The sequence below is a fragment of the Vibrio sp. R10-SG-ISO4 genome (assembly GCF_059834135.1).
The window spans coordinates 1-17,723 of sequence record NZ_JCBDHJ010000007.1; the positions used below are offsets into that span (position 1 = coordinate 1).

19 protein-coding genes are annotated in these 17,723 nt (G+C 52.7%); 9 read left to right on the forward strand and 10 right to left on the reverse strand.

All coding sequences use genetic code 11. From position 1 onward, the window contains the following. The 3 genes from coaBC to AC6R03_RS03730 all read left to right on the forward strand — a co-directional run. Window positions 1-787, forward strand: a 787-nt coding sequence (gene coaBC, locus AC6R03_RS03720; RefSeq protein WP_500653637.1) for a bifunctional phosphopantothenoylcysteine decarboxylase/phosphopantothenate--cysteine ligase CoaBC, incomplete at its 5' end; no start/stop codon positions are given. Between the two features lie 147 nt (window positions 788-934). Further along, on the forward strand, window positions 935-1,525 hold the full coding sequence (gene slmA / locus AC6R03_RS03725; RefSeq protein WP_500627790.1) for a nucleoid occlusion factor SlmA: 591 nt from the start codon (window positions 935-937) through the stop codon (window positions 1,523-1,525). Between the two features lie 3 nt (window positions 1,526-1,528). Further along, window positions 1,529-2,482 (forward strand): Kdo(2)-lipid IV(A) acyltransferase, encoded by a 954-nt coding sequence (locus AC6R03_RS03730; protein WP_500631403.1) that lies wholly within the window; start codon window positions 1,529-1,531, stop codon window positions 2,480-2,482. 67 nt (window positions 2,483-2,549) lie between these two features. Here the strand turns inward: AC6R03_RS03730 and pyrE are convergent, their stop codons facing one another. Next, a complete protein-coding gene (gene pyrE / locus AC6R03_RS03735; protein WP_500627788.1) occupies window positions 2,550-3,191 on the reverse strand; it encodes an orotate phosphoribosyltransferase in 642 nt (213 codons plus the stop codon). A gap of 137 nt (window positions 3,192-3,328) precedes the next feature. Beyond that, window positions 3,329-4,045 (reverse strand): ribonuclease PH, encoded by a 717-nt coding sequence (rph, locus tag AC6R03_RS03740; protein ID WP_500627873.1) that lies wholly within the window; start codon window positions 4,043-4,045, stop codon window positions 3,329-3,331. A gap of 250 nt (window positions 4,046-4,295) precedes the next feature. On the opposite strand from rph, the gene AC6R03_RS03745 reads away from it, so the two are divergent. Then, window positions 4,296-5,162, forward strand: a complete 867-nt coding sequence (locus AC6R03_RS03745) for a YicC/YloC family endoribonuclease (RefSeq protein WP_500627787.1) — start codon at window positions 4,296-4,298, stop codon at window positions 5,160-5,162. A 125-nt stretch (window positions 5,163-5,287) separates the two neighbouring features. Here the strand turns inward: AC6R03_RS03745 and AC6R03_RS03750 are convergent, their stop codons facing one another. The 4 genes from AC6R03_RS03750 to AC6R03_RS03765 form a co-directional block, all read right to left on the reverse strand. Further along, entirely contained in the window at window positions 5,288-6,502 is a 1,215-nt protein-coding gene (locus AC6R03_RS03750; RefSeq protein ID WP_500631404.1) for a type II toxin-antitoxin system HipA family toxin, read from the reverse strand. After that, the gene (locus AC6R03_RS03755) at window positions 6,495-6,806 is read right to left on the reverse strand and encodes a helix-turn-helix domain-containing protein (protein ID WP_500627786.1); all 312 of its coding nucleotides are present in this window, start codon (window positions 6,804-6,806) and stop codon (window positions 6,495-6,497) included. The genes AC6R03_RS03750 and AC6R03_RS03755 overlap by 8 nt, the downstream gene beginning before the upstream one ends. Window positions 6,807-6,954: 148 nt before the next feature. Beyond that, the gene (locus tag AC6R03_RS03760; protein WP_500631405.1) at window positions 6,955-7,107 is read right to left on the reverse strand and encodes a hypothetical protein; all 153 of its coding nucleotides are present in this window, start codon (window positions 7,105-7,107) and stop codon (window positions 6,955-6,957) included. Between the two features lie 121 nt (window positions 7,108-7,228). Next, window positions 7,229-8,599 carry an NCS2 family permease gene (locus AC6R03_RS03765; protein WP_500631406.1) on the reverse strand — a complete coding sequence of 457 codons (1,371 nt, stop codon included), beginning with the start codon at window positions 8,597-8,599 and terminating at the stop codon, window positions 7,229-7,231. 299 nt (window positions 8,600-8,898) lie between these two features. Between AC6R03_RS03765 and gmk the strand changes: the two genes are divergently transcribed. The 5 genes from gmk to recG all read left to right on the forward strand — a co-directional run bounded on the left by gmk (window position 8,899) and on the right by recG (window position 15,074). After that, on the forward strand, window positions 8,899-9,519 hold the full coding sequence (gmk, locus tag AC6R03_RS03770) for a guanylate kinase (protein ID WP_334554887.1): 621 nt from the start codon (window positions 8,899-8,901) through the stop codon (window positions 9,517-9,519). Window positions 9,520-9,595: 76 nt separating this feature from the next. Next, window positions 9,596-9,868 (forward strand): DNA-directed RNA polymerase subunit omega, encoded by a 273-nt coding sequence (gene rpoZ, locus AC6R03_RS03775; protein ID WP_487903057.1) that lies wholly within the window; start codon window positions 9,596-9,598, stop codon window positions 9,866-9,868. Window positions 9,869-9,900: 32 nt separating this feature from the next. Beyond that, window positions 9,901-12,021 carry a bifunctional GTP diphosphokinase/guanosine-3',5'-bis pyrophosphate 3'-pyrophosphohydrolase gene (gene spoT / locus AC6R03_RS03780; protein ID WP_500631407.1) on the forward strand — a complete coding sequence of 707 codons (2,121 nt, stop codon included), beginning with the start codon at window positions 9,901-9,903 and terminating at the stop codon, window positions 12,019-12,021. 92 nt (window positions 12,022-12,113) lie between these two features. Continuing rightward, window positions 12,114-12,797 (forward strand): tRNA (guanosine(18)-2'-O)-methyltransferase TrmH, encoded by a 684-nt coding sequence (gene trmH, locus AC6R03_RS03785; protein ID WP_500631408.1) that lies wholly within the window; start codon window positions 12,114-12,116, stop codon window positions 12,795-12,797. A 198-nt stretch (window positions 12,798-12,995) separates the two neighbouring features. Further along, entirely contained in the window at window positions 12,996-15,074 is a 2,079-nt protein-coding gene (gene recG / locus AC6R03_RS03790; protein WP_500631409.1) for an ATP-dependent DNA helicase RecG, read from the forward strand. A 151-nt stretch (window positions 15,075-15,225) separates the two neighbouring features. Here recG and cysQ read toward each other — a convergent pair whose 3' ends face one another. From cysQ to AC6R03_RS03810, 4 genes are all read right to left on the reverse strand, one after another. Next, window positions 15,226-16,053 (reverse strand): 3'(2'),5'-bisphosphate nucleotidase CysQ, encoded by an 828-nt coding sequence (cysQ, locus tag AC6R03_RS03795; protein WP_334554897.1) that lies wholly within the window; start codon window positions 16,051-16,053, stop codon window positions 15,226-15,228. 77 nt (window positions 16,054-16,130) lie between these two features. Then, on the reverse strand, window positions 16,131-16,673 hold the full coding sequence (gene nudE / locus AC6R03_RS03800) for an ADP compounds hydrolase NudE (protein WP_500631410.1): 543 nt from the start codon (window positions 16,671-16,673) through the stop codon (window positions 16,131-16,133). A 172-nt stretch (window positions 16,674-16,845) separates the two neighbouring features. After that, the gene (nfuA, locus tag AC6R03_RS03805) at window positions 16,846-17,433 is read right to left on the reverse strand and encodes a Fe-S biogenesis protein NfuA (RefSeq protein WP_500627780.1); all 588 of its coding nucleotides are present in this window, start codon (window positions 17,431-17,433) and stop codon (window positions 16,846-16,848) included. Window positions 17,434-17,512: 79 nt separating this feature from the next. Continuing rightward, on the reverse strand, window positions 17,513-17,723 hold a 211-nt coding region (locus AC6R03_RS03810; RefSeq protein WP_500653638.1), incomplete at its 5' end, for a ComF family protein.

Genomic DNA, 17,723 nt, shown 5'->3' on the forward strand with positions numbered 1-17,723 from the left:
GCGTCGCGGTATGATGATTTGGGGCCCCGCGGCTGGCGAGCAAGCGTGTGGCGACGTCGGCCCGGGTCGCATGTTAGAGCCAATGCAGCTGGTTGAGCGCTGCGAGCAATTTTTTGGCCCTAAACCACTGGCAGGGCGCTCTGTGCTCATCACCGCGGGCCCGACCCGTGAGGCGATTGATCCGGTGCGGTATATCTCTAACCACAGCTCAGGAAAAATGGGCTTTGCACTGGCCAGCGAGGCCGCGGCGCTCGGTGCCCGCGTGACGCTGATTGCCGGCCCTGTCTCGCTCTCAACGCCGAGCGGCGTTACCCGTATAGACGTGCAAAGCGCGCAAGAGATGTACGACGCGGCACTTGAGCATGCTCGCTCACACGATGTCTTTATTGGCTGCGCCGCGGTGGCCGACTATCGTCCTCATCAGGTTGCCACGCAGAAAATCAAAAAAACCGACCAAAGCGATGCGATGTCGATTGAGATGGTGAAAAACCCCGACATTGTTGCCAGCGTCGCGGCACTCAATGAGCATCGACCTTTTACTGTTGGCTTTGCCGCCGAAACGCAGGACGTCGCCCACTACGCAAAAAGCAAGTTGGTTAAGAAAAACCTCGATCTCATTTGTGCTAACGATGTCTCAGTCGCGGGGCAAGGGTTTAATAGCAACGACAACGCTATCACCGTATACTGGAAAGAGGGTGAGCAATCACTTACGCTTGCGTCCAAACAGGATATCGCAACGCAGATCCTCACCATTATTAATGACAAACTCGCGCCAACCAGCGAGTGATTTCAACCTATTCATCAGACAACGCGGTTGGTTGAGCCCCAGCCGCGCTCGCACTCAGTGTGCGCTTTGCGTTTTCAGCCCCTCTGAACGCCGCGCTCCTGGTGTGACAGTTCTTATAAACTGTGGTTATAAAAAAGGAAGAGGTTCATGGCAGGAACAAAAAAAACCAACCGCCGCGACGAAATATTGCAAGCCCTTGCCGAAATGCTGGAGTCCAGTGACGGCGCCTCACGCATCACCACCGCGAAACTCGCCAAACAAGTCGGCGTGTCAGAAGCGGCCTTGTATCGCCACTTTCCCAGCAAAGCGCGCATGTTTGAAGGCTTGATCGAGTTTATTGAAGAGTCTTTAATGTCTCGCATCAATCGTATTTTGGATGAAGAGAAGGATACCCTGACGCGTCTGCGTTTGGTGTTACAGCTCATTCTCGCCTTTGCCGAGCGCAACCCGGGACTGAGCCGAATTTTGTCTGGCCATGCATTGATGTTTGAAAATGAGCGCCTGCGCGATCGCATCAACCAGTTGTATGAGCGCATTGAAACCTCACTGCGTCAGATCCTGCGTGAGCGTAAACTGCGTGAAGGGAAAGCCTTTCCTGTGGATGAAATGATCCTCGCCGCGCAACTGCTTGGCCAAGTCGAAGGCAGCTTGAACCGCTTTGTGCGCTCTGATTTTAAGTACCACCCCACAGCAAACTTTGATGAGTACTGGGCACTGCTCAGTGCGCAATTGGACTAATTCATGACAACCAACGATAAACACCAGCCGCCCAAGTTTTCTTGGTCTTTACTTCACCCACGCCATTGGGGCGTTTGGCTTGGCTTTGGCTTGCTGGCGATAGTGGTTAACCTGCTACCGTATCGACTGCTTTATGCACTCGGCCGAGGGCTCGGCAAACTCGGTATGCGTTTAGGCAAAAAGCGCGTTGATGTCGCCAAGCGCAATCTTGAGCTCGCCTTCCCAGATAAGGCGCAAGATGAGATTGAGGCGATGGTTGAGGAGAACTTCAAAAACACCGGTCTCGCGCTGATTGAAACCGGCATCACTTGGTTTTGGCCCACCTGGCGCTTTAAGCGCAGAATCGTGGCGAAAGATGTCGAGTTGCTGCATCAATACAATGAACAGAAACAGGGCGTGCTGCTTTGCTGCGTCCACGCACTCAATCTAGAGATCACCGCGCGCGCGTTTGCGGTGCTGGGGCTAGGTGGCTATGGCGCGTTTCGCCCGCACAATAATCCTGCATACAACTTTATTCAGCACTGGGGTCGCTCGCACAACGGCAACGTTTTGATCGACAGAAAAGATCTCAAACAGATGATTCGCGTCATGCGCAGTGGTGAGCGGCTGTTTTACTTACCGGATCATGATTACGGCCGCAACAAATCGGTGTTTGTGCCCTTTTTTGCCGTTCCCGATGCCTGCACTACTACAGGCACCAGCATCTTAGCGTACACCAGTAAAGCGGCGATTGTAATGGGTTCAGGCTTTCGCAATGACGACGGGCGCTATGAGATCATCGCCAACAAATCGGTAGAGAAAGACTACCCACAAAAAGACGAAGTCGCGGCCGCCGCCTACATGAACCGCCACGTGGAAGAGGTGATCCTCCGCGCCCCAGAGCAATGGATGTGGCTACACAAACGCTACAAAACCATGCAAGACGAAAACGCAGAGAAAGGCGTACGGTACAAGTAAAGCGGAATACGCCATAAGTAAATAGTGGCCAATCCCCTCTAGGAACTCGCCACTAGAAACTAGGCACTTAAATCCCATACTCCGCGCGGTACGCTTTCACGGCGGCGAGGTGCTCTGCCGCGTCGCCTTGCTCTTCCAAGTACGTCACCAAATCGCCAAGGCTGACGATGGAGATCACCGCGCAGCCAAAGTCGCGCTCGACTTCTTGAATCGCAGAGAGCTCGCCTTTGCCCTTTTCTTGGCGGTCAATCGCCACCAATACGCCCGCCAGTGCGGCGCCGCTTGCTTGGATAATTTCCATCGATTCACGAATCGCGGTGCCAGCGGTGATCACATCGTCCACCAACATAATGCGACCTTCCAGCGGGCTGCCGACTAAGTTGCCGCCCTCACCGTGGGTTTTCGCTTCTTTACGGTTAAAACAGTAAGGCGTGTCGATGTCGTGGTGATCCGCCAGTGCCACCGCCGTGGTGGTCGCAATCGGGATGCCTTTGTACGCAGGGCCAAACAGCACATCAAACTCGATGCCAGAGTCCGCGAGCGCGGCGGCGTAAAAACGCCCTAAGCGCGCCAAATCACGACCGGTATTGAAAAGTCCAGCGTTAAAGAAGTACGGGCTCTTACGGCCAGATTTCAAAGTAAACTCACCAAACTTAAGAACTTGTTTCTCAAGTGCAAACTCAATAAATTCACGCTGGTATGCTTTCATTATTTTCTCTCGATGTGTTCCTAGTTCCTAGTTCCTAGTTCCTAGTTCCTAGTTCCTAGAAGAAAGGTTAAAGATAAAAAGTGCTCTCTATGTATAGAGAGGACAAAAAAATAGCCCCCATCTATGGGAGCTATCAATCAATCTGCTAGGGCTGCTTTTTGCGCGGCGACAATATCAGCAATGCCGACCTTGGCCGACTCAAGCAAGACCATCAGTTGCTCGTGGGTGAACGGTTCACCTTCGGCGGTGCCTTGCACTTCGATCATGCGGCCATCTTCAGTCATCACGACGTTCATGTCGGTGTCTGCGGCGGAGTCTTCAACGTACTCCAAGTCGCACAATACCTCTTCACCCAGCAAGCCTACCGACACCGCGGCCACATGGCCTTTCATCGGGCTCTGTTTCAGTTTGCCTTTATTGATCAGATGCGTGAAGGCATCCGCCAACGCTACACTGGCTCCGGAGATAGACGCCGTGCGCGTGCCGCCATCGGCTTGAATCACATCACAGTCAACGGTGATCATAAACTCGCCCATCGCTTCTAAATCCACCACGGCACGTAAGCTGCGCGCAATCAGGCGTTGAATTTCCATCGTGCGCCCACCTTGCTTACCGCTTGAGGCTTCACGACGCATGCGTGAGTGTGTCGAACGCGGCAGCATGCCGTACTCGGCCGTCACCCAGCCTTTGCCTTGGCCTTTTAGCCAACGCGGCACACTCTCTTCAACTGTGGCGTTACACAGCACTTTGGTATTGCCGAACTCGACCAACACAGAACCTTCTGCATAAGCGGTATAGTTGCGAGTAATTTTAATTGGGCGAATTTGATCCGCCTTGCGATCATTGGGACGCATGGGCATTACCTTTGTTGACTTGATGACGGTAGAATTGGGCCCAGAGTCTAGCACAAAACACCCCCTCACCACCACCGCCATTCACCCCCTTCACACCCCTCTACCCATCCCCCACTACCCATCACCCCTATCCCCCTCTAGGCACTAGGAACTAGTCACTAGAAACTCCCCCCGAAACTAGGAACTCCCCCCCACCTTCTGCTATCCTCTCCCTGCGTTATTTTCACAGATTAATAGATAGGAAAATTCGATGATTTATAGCATGACGGCCTACGCGCGCAGCGAAGCCAAAGGCGATTGGGGCAGTGCCGTATGGGAGATCCGCAGCGTCAACCAACGTTATTTGGAGACCTACTTCCGCCTACCTGAGCAATTTCGTGGCCTAGAGCCGCTACTGCGTGAACGCTTTCGCAAGCGCCTAGCGCGCGGTAAAGTGGAGTGTAGCCTGCGTTTTGAAGCCAACCCCGCCGCCAAAGGTGAGCTGACCATCAATGAAACCCTCGCCAATCAAGTCATCAAAGCCGCTGAGCAAGTGATGCACATGACCGGCGAACTGAGCCGCATCAACCCCTTCCAAGTGATGCAGTGGCCAGGCGTGATGGAGACTCCAGAGCAGGACATGGACGCGGTCAACAAAGACCTGTTAGCCGCCTTTGATAGTGCACTCAGTGATTTTATCGACGCTCGCGGACGCGAAGGCGACAACATGAAAGCGCTCATCACCCAGCGCCTAGACGCCATCTCACAAGAAGTGACTCGCGTGCGCGCTCGCATGCCCGAGATCCTTGAGTGGCAACGTGAGCGCTTGTTCGCCAAATTTGAAGACGCCAAAGTCGAGCTCGACCCTTCCCGCGTTGAGCAAGAGCTTATCCTCCTCGCGCAAAAATCCGATGTGGCAGAAGAGCTCGATCGCCTCGACTCTCACGTCAAAGAGACCAACAACATCCTCAAAAAAGGCGGCGCCTGCGGCCGACGCCTCGACTTTATGATGCAAGAGTTCAACCGCGAGTCAAACACGCTCGCCTCGAAGTCGATCAGCACCGACATCACCGCATCCGGGGTCGAGTTGAAAGTGTTGATTGAGCAGATGAGAGAGCAGATCCAGAATATTGAATAAGGCTCCTAAATAGAAAGGTACCCGTCCAAGAGCGTCATGAAAGCCCTGCATTACCTTGTGAAGAGCATTGAAAATACAGGGCTTTGACTGACACCACTGCATTTTTGTACGCATCGGTTCTCATTTTAGCGGAGCGGTATGCGTCGCAAATGTGTTTCAATGGCTTCAATCATCGACTTGGTGAGCGGTAAATGCGCTTTTTCTTTCGCCCAGATTTCATGAAAGCCTGCCACGGTTTGCTTGGCAGTATCTAACACCAATTTTTCTGGCAGCATGGCTTTCGCCGCCAAGTGTGACAGCTCATCCAGCGTGAAATGACTGAATTTCTTGCTACGGCTCACCTTCAGCGACGCACTATCATCGGGGAGATAAGGAATGGTCGAGACAAAGTCATAGGCAGGCGCAATCGATGCGGTGCGCTTGTCTTTGTAAATCACAGACCAATTCTTCAAATGCATATCCGCATTGCCAATTAGGGTATTGAACACCAATCGACGGGTAAATTCTGCAATGTCCTTATCTTGACCTTCGATGCCGATAACCTGAGCAATATTGCGCATACTGGCTTTTTTATATTTATCTTGAGGATAGACGCCAAACACTTGCGCAAAATCTTCAATATGTACGGCTTGATCACCTGCACGATCAAAGCGCTTGATCACAAACGCACTGTCACCAAATTTACCAATACCCTCTGGAATATTAGCAATCTTGTTAATCGGGAGTAGCAGTGTCTCTGGTACATCCATACCCAACATTCGAGCCAACTCCATCATCGAATATTCATTTTCCGGCACAGCGTCAAATCGAGACGACGGCAATTTCACAATCCAAGAACCACCTTTACCGGTTGCTGGAATGGTCAAACCACCGTTTGCCTGTTGTATAGCTGAAAACTTCAACTGTACCCCCGCTAATGAAAAACGCATTGGTGATTCAATTTCCGTTTCGTCGTCAATGTCTTGATGCACATTAGGCGGCAGCGCTTCGCCATCAGTAGGTTCAACCGTGATCGCACCGGCTAAATCTTGTCCTAACACCCACAATAGAAAAAATTCTCGCGCGGGGTTCACTCCGGCACGCTCTGCCAGGTAATGACGCATGGTTTCTTCTGGCAAAAGGTTAGAGAAAAACGGCGTTAACTTGGTTTGGGTCGGTTTAAAGTGAGTCAGCAAGCCACCTAGCGAATCTTTAAAACCCAGCCCCAACACTGGCCGCGATTCGTCATGAATGTACGAATCCATAAAAGCAAAAAGCGTTCTGTCATTGCCTACGTTGGTGATCGTTGCGATAGGTTCTCCGTAGAGCAACACGTTGAGCGTAGACACATAATTAGTCATCGTCGTCTTCCTCTAACTGATATGCGGGCGACATTACCTCACCTTCGTCGCTGATCCCTTGGCTGCTTCGAATGATTGACTTGATGGCAGGAATGGACTTTTTAGGCGCAACCAATAGCTCTAGCTCGAGTACACGGGCAAGTGCAATTAAACTGGATATTCTTAAATCAACGCCGCCAGACTCGATTTTCGAAATATGGCTTTGAGGTACCCCCGAACGAGCACTTAACTCTCTCTGGCTAAACCCCTTTCGTACCCGAGCTTCTCGAAGACTGTCTAGTATCTGCTCTGCTACATAGCTCATTTCGATATACCTTAATGCATCAATTAGGAATGATTATATACAAAAACATATCACCACAATCCCGCAAGCACAAGAATGATTAGTTATTATACATCACATGTCGCCTTTGATATGCATTTATAGATAATCGATCTTTTAGGTCATCCACTCACAACGCCTGCCCGTAAACACTATGCAACCCTTTGAACTCCGCAGCGTTGTCGAGCGCTTCAAGTGTCGTCAGCTTCATGGCGTGTTTGACGGGGCGGTGCGGCACGCGTTTGATGGCGCTGCAAGGCGTGAGCAATGACTTTAGCGCCAAGGAGCACGCGCTGCGTTATCAAACGCAGATCGAGGCACATGAGAAAGGGCGGTATCCACCGCCCTTTCGTATCACTGTTACCGCTCATATTTCAGTAATTATAAAAGCAACATTTCCCCGATTATAAAAGCACCAAATACGCCATAAACAGCCCAGACAGCACATAAATGACAGGGTGAACCTGCTTGGCTTTGCCTGCTACCACCATGCTAAAGGCGTAGCTGATAAAGCCCATCGCCATGCCGTTGGCCGGTGAGAAGCTCAGCACGGTGAACATGATGGTGAAAAACGCCGCAATGCGAGACTCTTTTTGCTCCCAACGGATTTGGCCAAGGCGACCAATCATGTAGATGCCGACCACCACCATCGCCGGGGCGACCATCGCCGCTGAGAAGATGGAAAAAAGCGGGTAGAGGAACAGTGACACCAAGAAGAGCCCCGCAACCACCACCGCAGCCAGGCCTGTTTTCGCGCCTTGTGCAGAGGCAATGCCCGATTCTGAGAACGCGGTGACTGAAGTCGTACCCAGCACAGAGCCAATCACGGTGCCGCCTGCGTCCGCGACTAGCGCCGAGCGCGCGTTCGGCACTTTGCCATCTTTGTCGATGATGCCCGCATCGCGGCCGACGCCAACAATGGTGCTGAGGCCATCAAAGAAATCGACAATCAGGAAAATCACTACAATAAACAGCAGATCAAACAGCTTGTCGGCCGTCAGCCCTGAGAAATTGAAGATGGCGCCTACGCTGCCCGACAGGCTTGGCGGCGCAGCCACTAGGCTCTCTGGGATGGGGGCGTTTTGCGTCCCTAGCATCCAGTCGGCCACAACAGTAAGCACAATCGCCGATACAAACGAGATAAAGGTCGCCAGTTTGATGTCACGAATCATGCAGCCAAGCGCAATAAAGATACTGATGTAGGCAATGATGACTTGCGGGTCATTGATTTTGCCCATGCTGACCAAGATGATCGGGTTCGAGACGATGATACCGGCATTTTTCAAGCCCAAAAAGGCGATAAACAGGCCAAGCGATACGGTGATCGCCAATTTGAGATCTTCTGGAATAGACTCAATCATCGCCTTGCGAATATGGGTCATCGACAAAATCAGATAGAGCACTCCAGAGAAGAAGATCCCCAGCAGCGCTTCGTGCCACACCAGCGCCACCGAGCCGCTCAGCAGCATGCCTTTAAAGAAGCCATTCATGCTCATGCCTGGCGCCAGCATCACAGGGTAGTTACCAAACACGCCCATGATCAGCGTGGCTGCCGCCGCCGCCAGTGCTGTGGCGGTAAAAATCGCGCCGCGATCCATGCCTGGGATGTCCCCCAAAATCGCGGGGTTAACCGCCAAGATGTAACTCATCGCCAAAAAAGTAATAAACCCGGCGTACAGCTCCGTGCCTAGGGTCGATTTGCGCGCAGAGATATGAAAAGTGGATTCAAGCCACCCAGCGTTGGCTGAGCGTGGAAGTGCAGTGTCAGAACTCACAATACAACCTATCGTTAGATAAATAAGAGGGCCATAGCCCATCGCCAGCAGCAATGCCCGCAACAAGCCAAACGTTTGCGCGAATTGTAATGAGATGGGATGAAATTTCAACCAATTTTGATACGTATCACATTTTTCATCCGATCTAGTCACTTAGTCCGATCCATGCTACTCTTCGCCTCCCTTTTTCTGGCCGAATTTTCGCCACCGATGTTGAGAGAAATCGCGCTCTTGACTGACGTTATGCCCGCGGTCAGTGCTATCTTTAATACATCGAATCTTATGGTGGACGTAACCTTATGGCCAAAGGCACCCTATACATTGTTTCTGCGCCCAGCGGCGCGGGTAAATCGAGCTTGATTTCAGCCATGCTGGAAACCAACCCTACCTACGCAATGAAAGTGTCCGTATCGCACACGACACGTGGCATGCGCCCGGGTGAGCAAGATGGCGTGCACTACCACTTTGTGCAAAAAGAGCAGTTTGAAGCGCTGATCGAACAAGGTGCGTTTTTGGAATACGCGGAAGTGTTTGGCAACTACTACGGCACCTCTCGCCCGTGGATTGAGCAAAACCTCGATAAAGGCATCGACGTCTTCCTCGACATTGACTGGCAAGGCGCGCGTCAAATTCGTGAGCAAATGCCACAAGCTAAGAGCTTGTTCATCCTGCCGCCGTCAAACGGTGAGTTGGAACGCCGCCTGAACGCGCGCGGCCAAGACAGTGAAGCGGTGATCGCAAAACGCATGGCGGAAGCGAAATCGGAAATTTCTCACTACAACGAATACGACTACGTGATCATCAATGATGATTTCGATAACGCGCTGATGGACTTTAAAGCCATCATTCGCGCCGAACGCCTCAAGCAAGATAAGCAAGCCCTCAAGTACAAAGGCATGCTGGATGCGTTGTTGAAATAAGAATCTAGACTATTCTCTACGAGATCTTGTATAATTTCTCGTCATACAAAATTTTAGTTAACTATTTGGAGTCCTTATGGCACGCGTAACTGTTCAAGACGCTGTTGAAAAAGTTGGCAACCGTTTCGACCTAGTTCTCATTGCGGCTCGCCGCGCTCGTCAAATGCAAACTGGCGGCAAAGATTCACTGGTGCCAGAAGAGAACGATAAGCCAACGGTTATCGCTCTGCGCGAAATCGAAGAAAGCCTTATCACAAAAGAGATCCTAGATGCGCGTGAGCGTCAAGAGCAGCAAGAGCAAGAAGCCGCTGAACTTGCCGCTGTTAGCAGCATTGCTCACGGTCGATAATCCTCTTCATCACACTCTGCCGGGCCTAAAATTTGTATCTATTCGATAGCCTCAAAGACGTTGCCCAAGAATACCTAACAGAGCCTCAAATTGAGGCTCTGCGTCAATCTTATGTGGTAGCGAAAGATGCCCATGAAGGGCAAACCCGCTCAAGCGGGGAACCATACATCATCCACCCTGTTGCTGTTGCTCGTATCTTGGCGGAAATGCGCCTGGATATTGAAACCCTCCAAGCCGCCCTTTTGCACGATGTCATCGAAGATTGTGATGTCACCAAAGAGCAGCTAGAAGAGAAGTTTGGCAACACCGTCGCAGAACTGGTCGATGGCGTCTCTAAGCTGGATAAGCTCAAGTTTCGTGATCGCAAGGAAGCTCAGGCTGAGAACTTTCGTAAGATGGTCCTTGCGATGGTGCAAGACATCCGCGTCATTTTGATCAAACTGGCAGACCGCACGCACAACATGCGCACGCTCGGCGCACTGCGCCCAGACAAAAAGCGTCGCATCGCACGCGAAACCCTCGAAATCTACTCACCCTTAGCGCATCGCTTGGGTATCCATAATATTAAAACCGAACTGGAAGAGCTCGGTTTTGAAGCGCTCTACCCCAACCGCTATCGCGTGTTAAAAGAGGTCGTCAAGGCCGCTCGGGGTAACCGTAAAGAGATGATTCAACGCATCCACACCGAAATTGAAGGCCGTCTGGAAGAAGTGGGCCTGTCTGCGCGTGTAGTGGGGCGTGAGAAAAACCTCTTCTCCATCTACAACAAGATGAAGACCAAAGAGCAGCGCTTTCACACCATTATGGACATCTACGCGTTTCGTGTGGTGGTGGACACCGCTGACACCTGCTATCGCGTACTGGGCCAAGTGCACTCGCTCTACAAGCCTCGCCCGGGGCGTATGAAAGATTACATTGCGGTGCCGAAAGCGAACGGCTATCAGTCTTTGCATACCTCGATGGTCGGCCCACACGGCGTGCCTGTCGAAGTGCAAATTCGCACCGAAGATATGGATCAGATGGCGGACAAAGGGGTCGCGGCGCACTGGTCTTACAAAGGCAATGGCGAGCGTACCGGTACCACCGCGCAAGTCAAAGCGCAGCGCTGGATGCAGAGCCTGCTTGAGCTCCAACAAAGCGCGGGCAACTCGTTCGAATTTATTGAAAACGTCAAATCGGATCTCTTCCCAGATGAGATTTACGTCTTCACCCCAAAAGGGCGCATCGTGGAGCTGCCTGTCGGCGCCACTGCGGTCGATTTTGCGTATGCCGTGCATACCGATGTCGGCAACACCTGTGTCGGCGCGCGCGTCGATCGCAACCCTTACCCTCTCAGCAAAGCGCTGAAAAACGGCCAGACGATTGAGATCATCAGCGCACCGGGCGCCCGTCCGAATGCAGCATGGCTCAACTACGTCGTGACCTCACGTGCGCGCACCAAGATTCGTCAAGTGCTGAAAACCATGCGCCGTGAAGAGTCGATTACCCTTGGCCGCCGATTGCTCAATCACGCCTTAGGTGATTTGTCGGTTTCCGACATCAATGAAGAGAACATCAATCACGTCTTGAGCGATCTGAAAATCAAATCCCTCAATGATCTGCTCGCCGCTATCGGTTTGGGTGAGTTGATGAGTATTGTCATCGCCCGCAGACTGCTTGGCGACGCCGATGAGCTCACCGAAGTCATCAACACCGACGGCAAGCCGAAGAAGAAGCTGCCGATCCGCGGCGCAGAGGGTATCTTGCTGACGTTTGCCAACTGTTGTCATCCGATTCCGGACGATCACATCATTGCTCACGTCTCTCCGGGTCGAGGATTGGTGGTGCACCGCGAGACGTGTCCGAACGTGCGCAACCACGAAAAAGAGCCTGATAAGTACATGGCGGTGGAGTGGTCAGACGATTACGATCAAGAGTTTATCGCCGAGCTGCGTGTCGATGTGCAAAACCGTCAAGGCGCCCTCGCGGAACTGACCAACGTCATTTCACAAACCGGCTCCAACATTCACGGTCTCTCGACCGAAGAGCGTGATGGCCGTTTGTACACAGTGACTGTGGTGCTCACCACCAAAGATCGCGTCCACTTAGCGGGCATCATGCGCAAGATTAAAGCCATGCCGCACACACTCAAAGTGCGCCGTAGAAAGTACTGATCCCCATCCACATCAGAAAGCGGTCTTTAGGGCCGCTTTCTTTATCATCCATTTTTTAACACCATATTCTTTTTCAACTAAGCCCTAACACCATGAATTTAGAACGTTACCAACGCATTCAAGAAGTGTTAAAAGCGCGCCAAGCGGATTTGACCCTTTGCCTCGAAGAAGTCCACAAGCCCAATAACGTCTCGGCGGTGATCCGCAGCGCCGACGCCACCGGCATTCACAAAGTGCATGCGGTTTGGCCTGATAAAATGCGCACCTTAAGCCACACGTCGGCGGGCGCGCGCAACTGGGTGGAAGTGGAAACGCACGACACCATCAAAGACGCGATGGGTGAGCTCAAACGTCAAGGCATGCAAGTGCTGGTGACCAATCTCTCAGAGACGGCGGTCGATTTTCGTCAGATTGATTACACCAAACCGACGGCGGTGATACTCGGCAGTGAAAAAATCGGCGCGTCAGAGCAAGCCAAAGCGCTCGCCGATCAAGACATCATCATCCCTATGGTCGGTATGGTCCAATCGCTCAATGTCTCGGTCGCCAGCGCAGTGATTCTCTATGAAGCCCAGCGCCAACGCCAAGCCGCCGGCATGTACGACAACGCACAAAGCGCCCTACCCGCCGAGACCATCCACCGCATCCTCTTTGAGCGCGGCCACCCCGTGCTCGCCAAAGTCGCCAAACGCAAACAGCTCCCGTACCCTCCCCTCGACGAGCAAGGCCAAATCGTCGCGGATAAAGAGTGGTGGGCGAAGATGCAGAGTAGGTAGGTAGTGCCTAGTTTCTAGTTCCTAGTGCCTAGAGGGCAAAACTCTAGTGATTAGTTCCTAGTTTATAGTTCCTAGTGCCTAGAGGACGGAATTTCTAGGAACTAGGAACTAGGCACTAGGAACTCCCCCTCTCCACTGTACAAAAACACAGATAAATGCTTAACTATCCCCATCATTAATCATTGCGTGAGCGAAGCTATGTCCCAACTTTTGTCGGCTATTCCACTGACCTCTCTGGCAGGTGTCGGGGCGAAAGTGGCAGAGAAATTGGCCAAAGTCGGGCTGCTGTCGGTGCAGGATTTACTGTTTCACCTGCCGCTGCGCTATGAAGACCGCACTCGGGTCTACCCCATTGTTAAACTGCACGCTGGGCTATGGGCGGCGGTGCAGGGCAAGGTGATGAGTGTTGATACCCTGTTTGGCAAGCGCAAAATGCTGGCGGTCAAACTCAGTGATGGCAACGGCACCCTTACACTGCGCTTTTTTAACTTCACCGCCGGGATGAAAAATCAATTCGCAGAAGGCAAAACGGTGCATGCCTATGGGGAAATCAAACGCGGCAGCTACGGGTTAGAGATTGTCCATCCGGATTACAAGTTTTACACGCCGCAGCAACCGGTTGAGACGGAGCCGAGTTTAACGCCCGTCTACCCAACCACCGATGGTCTGCGCCAACTCACCCTGCGCAACCTGACAGAACAAGCGCTCGCATTGCTCGATAAATCGGCGGTGCAAGAGCTGCTCCCTGCCGGGCTCTATGATAGCCAAATTACCCTCAATCAAGCGCTGCACACCATTCATCGCCCACCACCGAACATCAATCTGGAACAGTTTGATGAGGGCAAACACCCAGCGCAAGTGCGCCTCATCATGGAAGAGCTGCTGGCGCAAAACCTATCGATGCTCGCGGTGCGCAGCCAAGGGCAAAAAGAGGCGGCGATCGCGCTGCCGCCGAGTCAAACGCTGAAACAACAGCTATTGGACGCCCTGCCGTTCTCGCCGACCAATGCTCAGCGCCGAGTCGTGGAAGAAATTGAGAGCGATCTCGCCAAGCCGCACCCGATGATGCGCTTAGTGCAAGGAGATGTCGGCTCAGGCAAAACCTTGGTCGCGGCACTGACCGCCGTGCGCGCCTTGGAGCAAGGTAAACAAGTGGCCTTGATGGCGCCCACCGAACTGTTGGCAGAGCAGCACGCATTAAACTTTAGCCAATGGTTTGAACCAATGGGCATTCAAGTTGGCTGGCTGGCGGGCAAGCTCAAAGGCAAGGCCAAGCAGACCCAACTCGAGCGCATTGCCTCTGGCGAGGCGCAGATGGTGGTCGGCACCCATGCGCTATTCCAGGAGCAGGTCAATTTTTCTCAGTTAGCCCTGGTGATCATCGATGAGCAACACCGATTTGGTGTCCACCAGCGGCTGGAGCTGCGTGAAAAAGGCGAGCAGCAGGGCGCGTATCCGCATCAACTGATCATGACGGCGACGCCCATTCCGCGCACCCTCGCCATGACGGCGTACGCTGACCTTGAAACCTCCGTCATTGATGAGCTTCCCCCCGGTCGTACGCCGATTCAAACCGTGGCCATTCCAGATACCAAACGCGACACCATTGTTGAGCGCGTGCGTCATGCCTGTCTAAACGAGGGCAAGCAAGCGTATTGGGTGTGTACCTTGATTGATGAGTCGGAAGTGCTCGAGGCGCAAGCCGCCGCCGATACCGCAGAGGAGTTACAGCGCACGCTGGCGGACCTAAAAATTGGTTTAGTCCACGGGCGAATGAAACCGGCCGAGAAGCAGGCCGTGATGCAGGCGTTTAAAGACAATCAACTGCACTTGTTGGTCGCCACGACGGTGATAGAAGTTGGGGTCGATGTCCCCAATGCCAGCTTGATGATCATTGAAAACCCCGAACGCCTCGGCCTGGCGCAGCTTCACCAGTTGCGTGGCCGTGTTGGACGAGGCTCGGTCGCCAGCCATTGTGTGCTCTTGTATCACTCGCCGCTGTCTAAAACGGCGCAAAAGCGATTAGGTGTGTTGAGAGAAAGCAACGATGGCTTTGTGATAGCCCAGCGCGATCTCGAAATTCGCGGCCCAGGCGAGCTGCTCGGCACCAAACAAACCGGAATGGCCGATTTTAAGATTGCCGATCTGATCCGCGATCAACGCCTCGTCCCCGAAGTACAACGCATCGCGCGCTACCTGCATCTCAACTACCCTGACCACACCCAAGCGATCATAGAGCGGTGGTTGGGCGAGCGTGATATTTACGCAAAGGCGTGATTAGTTCCTAGAAAAAGAAGTGCCTAGTTCCTAGAAGTAAGCACTGAGAAAACAAGTGTCTAGCTGCTGGTAGTGAGAGCCTAGAAAAAGAAGTCCCTAGTTCCTAGAAGTCCGCCCTCTAGGAACTAGGTACTAGGCACTAGGAACTTCCTCACCCCTTCACCTTCAATATCTTATCCCACGGCAGTGCTTCATCGCCGAGGACGATAAAATTGGGGTTCTCGAGCGTCTCGCGCTCATTGTAGGAAAGGGGTTCAAGGTGGGTGCTGAGAATGCGTCCTCCGGCTTCTTGGACGATGCACTGGGTCGCGGCGGTGTCCCATTCGCCGGTTGGCCCGAGTCGCAAGTAGCAATCGACCGCGCCTTCGGCCACCAAACACGCTTTCAGTGCGGCAGAGCCGAGTGGGACTAGGTCATAATTCCACTGGCTGCTCATGCGGGAGGTGATACGGTTGATGTTCTGCCTGCGGCTGATCGCAATCGCAATCGGGTAGGCTTTGCCATCATGCTGGTGAGTTTTGATGCGCACGCTTTCACTCATGTCGGGGATTTTCCATGCCCCTTTGCCTTGGTAAGCGTAATACGTGACCCCAGAGACCGGCCCATACACCACGCCCATCACAGGCTGATTGTTGTCGATAAGGGCAATGATGGTGGCGAAATCACCGCTGCGCGCAATGAACTCCTGCGTCCCATCAAGCGGATCGACCAACCAATATTTGTCCCACTCTGCGCGTTTTGACAAGCTGATGTCCGCCGCTTCTTCTGACAATACCGGAATATCCGGCGTCAATTCAGAAAGCTTTTCGACAATCAATTTGTGCGCAGCGATGTCAGCACTGGTAACCGGCGTTTCGTCGCTCTTGGTGTACTCTTGGTACTCTTTCTTCTCATAAATATCGAGGATCAATTGCCCGGCAGAGCGCGCGATATCGATTACCGCGGGGAGATGATGAGACAGGTCTTGGGTTTTAGGCATAATGGCAAATCCTTGGCGCGCGGGAGGCCGTATCCCGCTCGCTCATAACGCAGCGCATTCACTACTGCAACGCTTTACTAAGCAACACGCAATGCTAATAACAACGCCGTAATGCTTCGCGCTTCACAAAAATCAAGATGCGTAAGAAGCTCATCCGCTTGCGCCAACGGCCAGCGAATCACTTCCAATGGTTCCGGTTCGTCCCCTTGCAACTGCTCAGGATAGAGATCTTTAGCAATAAACAGGGTCATGCGGCTCGAGAAGTAGGACGGCGCTAACACCACCTCTTTAAGGGGTATTAAGGTACGCGCGCCCATACCAATTTCTTCTTTCAGCTCTCGGCAGGCCGCTTCACTGGCGGACTCACCCGGGTCAATCAACCCTTTGGGGAACCCTAATTCATAGCGTTCCGTACCGGCCGCGTACTCTCGAACCAACAACAGATCCCCTTGCTCTGTGATGGGCACCATCATCACCGCGTTTCGACCACTGGGCTTCATACGCTCATACGTACGGGTTTCGCCATTGCTAAAGCGCAAGTCGAGCGCTTCTATCGCAAACAATTTGGACTTCGCCACGGTGTTTTTTGCCAGAATCTCTGGCGGCGTCTGTTTCGCCACGCGCTTACTCCATCACTGGGGGAAATGAATAATAATCATTAATATAGGGGAATCACTGCGAAGATCCTAGGATCGATTGAGAAAAACCGCGCGAAAATATCGAGCCCAAATAGGCGCACTTTAGCTATAAAAAAGGCACCCCGAAGGATGCCTCTCAATAGCGCTGTCAGAATTAGTAGTAAGAGTGCTCGCCGCGATCGTGCTCAGTCGCATCACGTACGGCCGACAGCTCACCCGCAAACTCTTGCAGAAGCTGCTTCTCGATGCCTTCTTTCAGCGTCACATCGACCATAGAACAGCCGTTACAGCCACCGCCAAACGCCACAATGGCCACGCCTGCTTCAGTGATTTCCACCAGATTGACATGACCACCGTGCCCGGCGAGCTGCGGGTTCACTTGCGTTTGGATCACGTACTCAACACGTTCTACGAGCGGCGCATCGTCCGACACTTTACGCATTTTCGCGTTTGGCGCTTTGAGCGTTAGCTGAGAGCCCATTTTATCGGTCACAAAATCGATTTCAGCGTCTTCAAGGAAAGGCAGGCTCAGCTCATCCACGTAAGCCGAAAAGCCTTCGAAAGCCAGTTCCGTATCGGTCGCTTCGACCGCTTCTGGTGGACAGTAAGAGACGCCACACTCGGCGTTTTGAGTGCCCGGATTAACAACGAACACACGAATATTGGTGCCCTCGGGTTGCTGACCCAGTAGGTTAGCAAAGTGCTTTTGTGCGGTTTCTGTAATAATAATAGGTTTTGACACGACGAATACCTGAGTAATTTTGTAGGCTATTTGTTCACCATTCTACTCCTCGCCCCCTTGGCAATGCAAGCCGTTGACCTTAACTCTCATCATCCGGTTCGGGAGTGCGGCATAGAGCGTAAATATCCACCCTTTTTACCCCCACTTCAAGCAGTAGTCGAGCCAATTGTGAGACGGTTTCGCCCGTGGTCACCACATCGTCCACTATTGCCACATGATCGGCCTCCACCCCATCAAAGCGACGCTCAAACACCCCGTGTAAGTTGCGCCGCCGCTCACGTTTGGACAGC

Coding starts and splice junctions, on each gene's coding strand:
- rpoZ (WP_487903057.1), top strand. CDS start 9,596: ATGGCACGCGTAACTGTTCAAGACGCTGTTGAAAAAGTTGGCAACCGT.
- trmH (WP_500631408.1), top strand. CDS start 12,114: ATGAATTTAGAACGTTACCAACGCATTCAAGAAGTGTTAAAAGCGCGC.
- slmA (WP_500627790.1), top strand. CDS start 935: ATGGCAGGAACAAAAAAAACCAACCGCCGCGACGAAATATTGCAAGCC.
- pyrE (WP_500627788.1), bottom strand. CDS start 3,191: ATGAAAGCATACCAGCGTGAATTTATTGAGTTTGCACTTGAGAAACAA.
- rph (WP_500627873.1), bottom strand. CDS start 4,045: ATGCGTCCCAATGATCGCAAGGCGGATCAAATTCGCCCAATTAAAATT.
- recG (WP_500631409.1), top strand. CDS start 12,996: ATGTCCCAACTTTTGTCGGCTATTCCACTGACCTCTCTGGCAGGTGTC.
- cysQ (WP_334554897.1), bottom strand. CDS start 16,053: ATGCCTAAAACCCAAGACCTGTCTCATCATCTCCCCGCGGTAATCGAT.
- AC6R03_RS03750 (WP_500631404.1), bottom strand. CDS start 6,502: ATGACTAATTATGTGTCTACGCTCAACGTGTTGCTCTACGGAGAACCT.
- AC6R03_RS03755 (WP_500627786.1), bottom strand. CDS start 6,806: ATGAGCTATGTAGCAGAGCAGATACTAGACAGTCTTCGAGAAGCTCGG.
- gmk (WP_334554887.1), top strand. CDS start 8,899: ATGGCCAAAGGCACCCTATACATTGTTTCTGCGCCCAGCGGCGCGGGT.
- AC6R03_RS03730 (WP_500631403.1), top strand. CDS start 1,529: ATGACAACCAACGATAAACACCAGCCGCCCAAGTTTTCTTGGTCTTTA.
- AC6R03_RS03745 (WP_500627787.1), top strand. CDS start 4,296: ATGATTTATAGCATGACGGCCTACGCGCGCAGCGAAGCCAAAGGCGAT.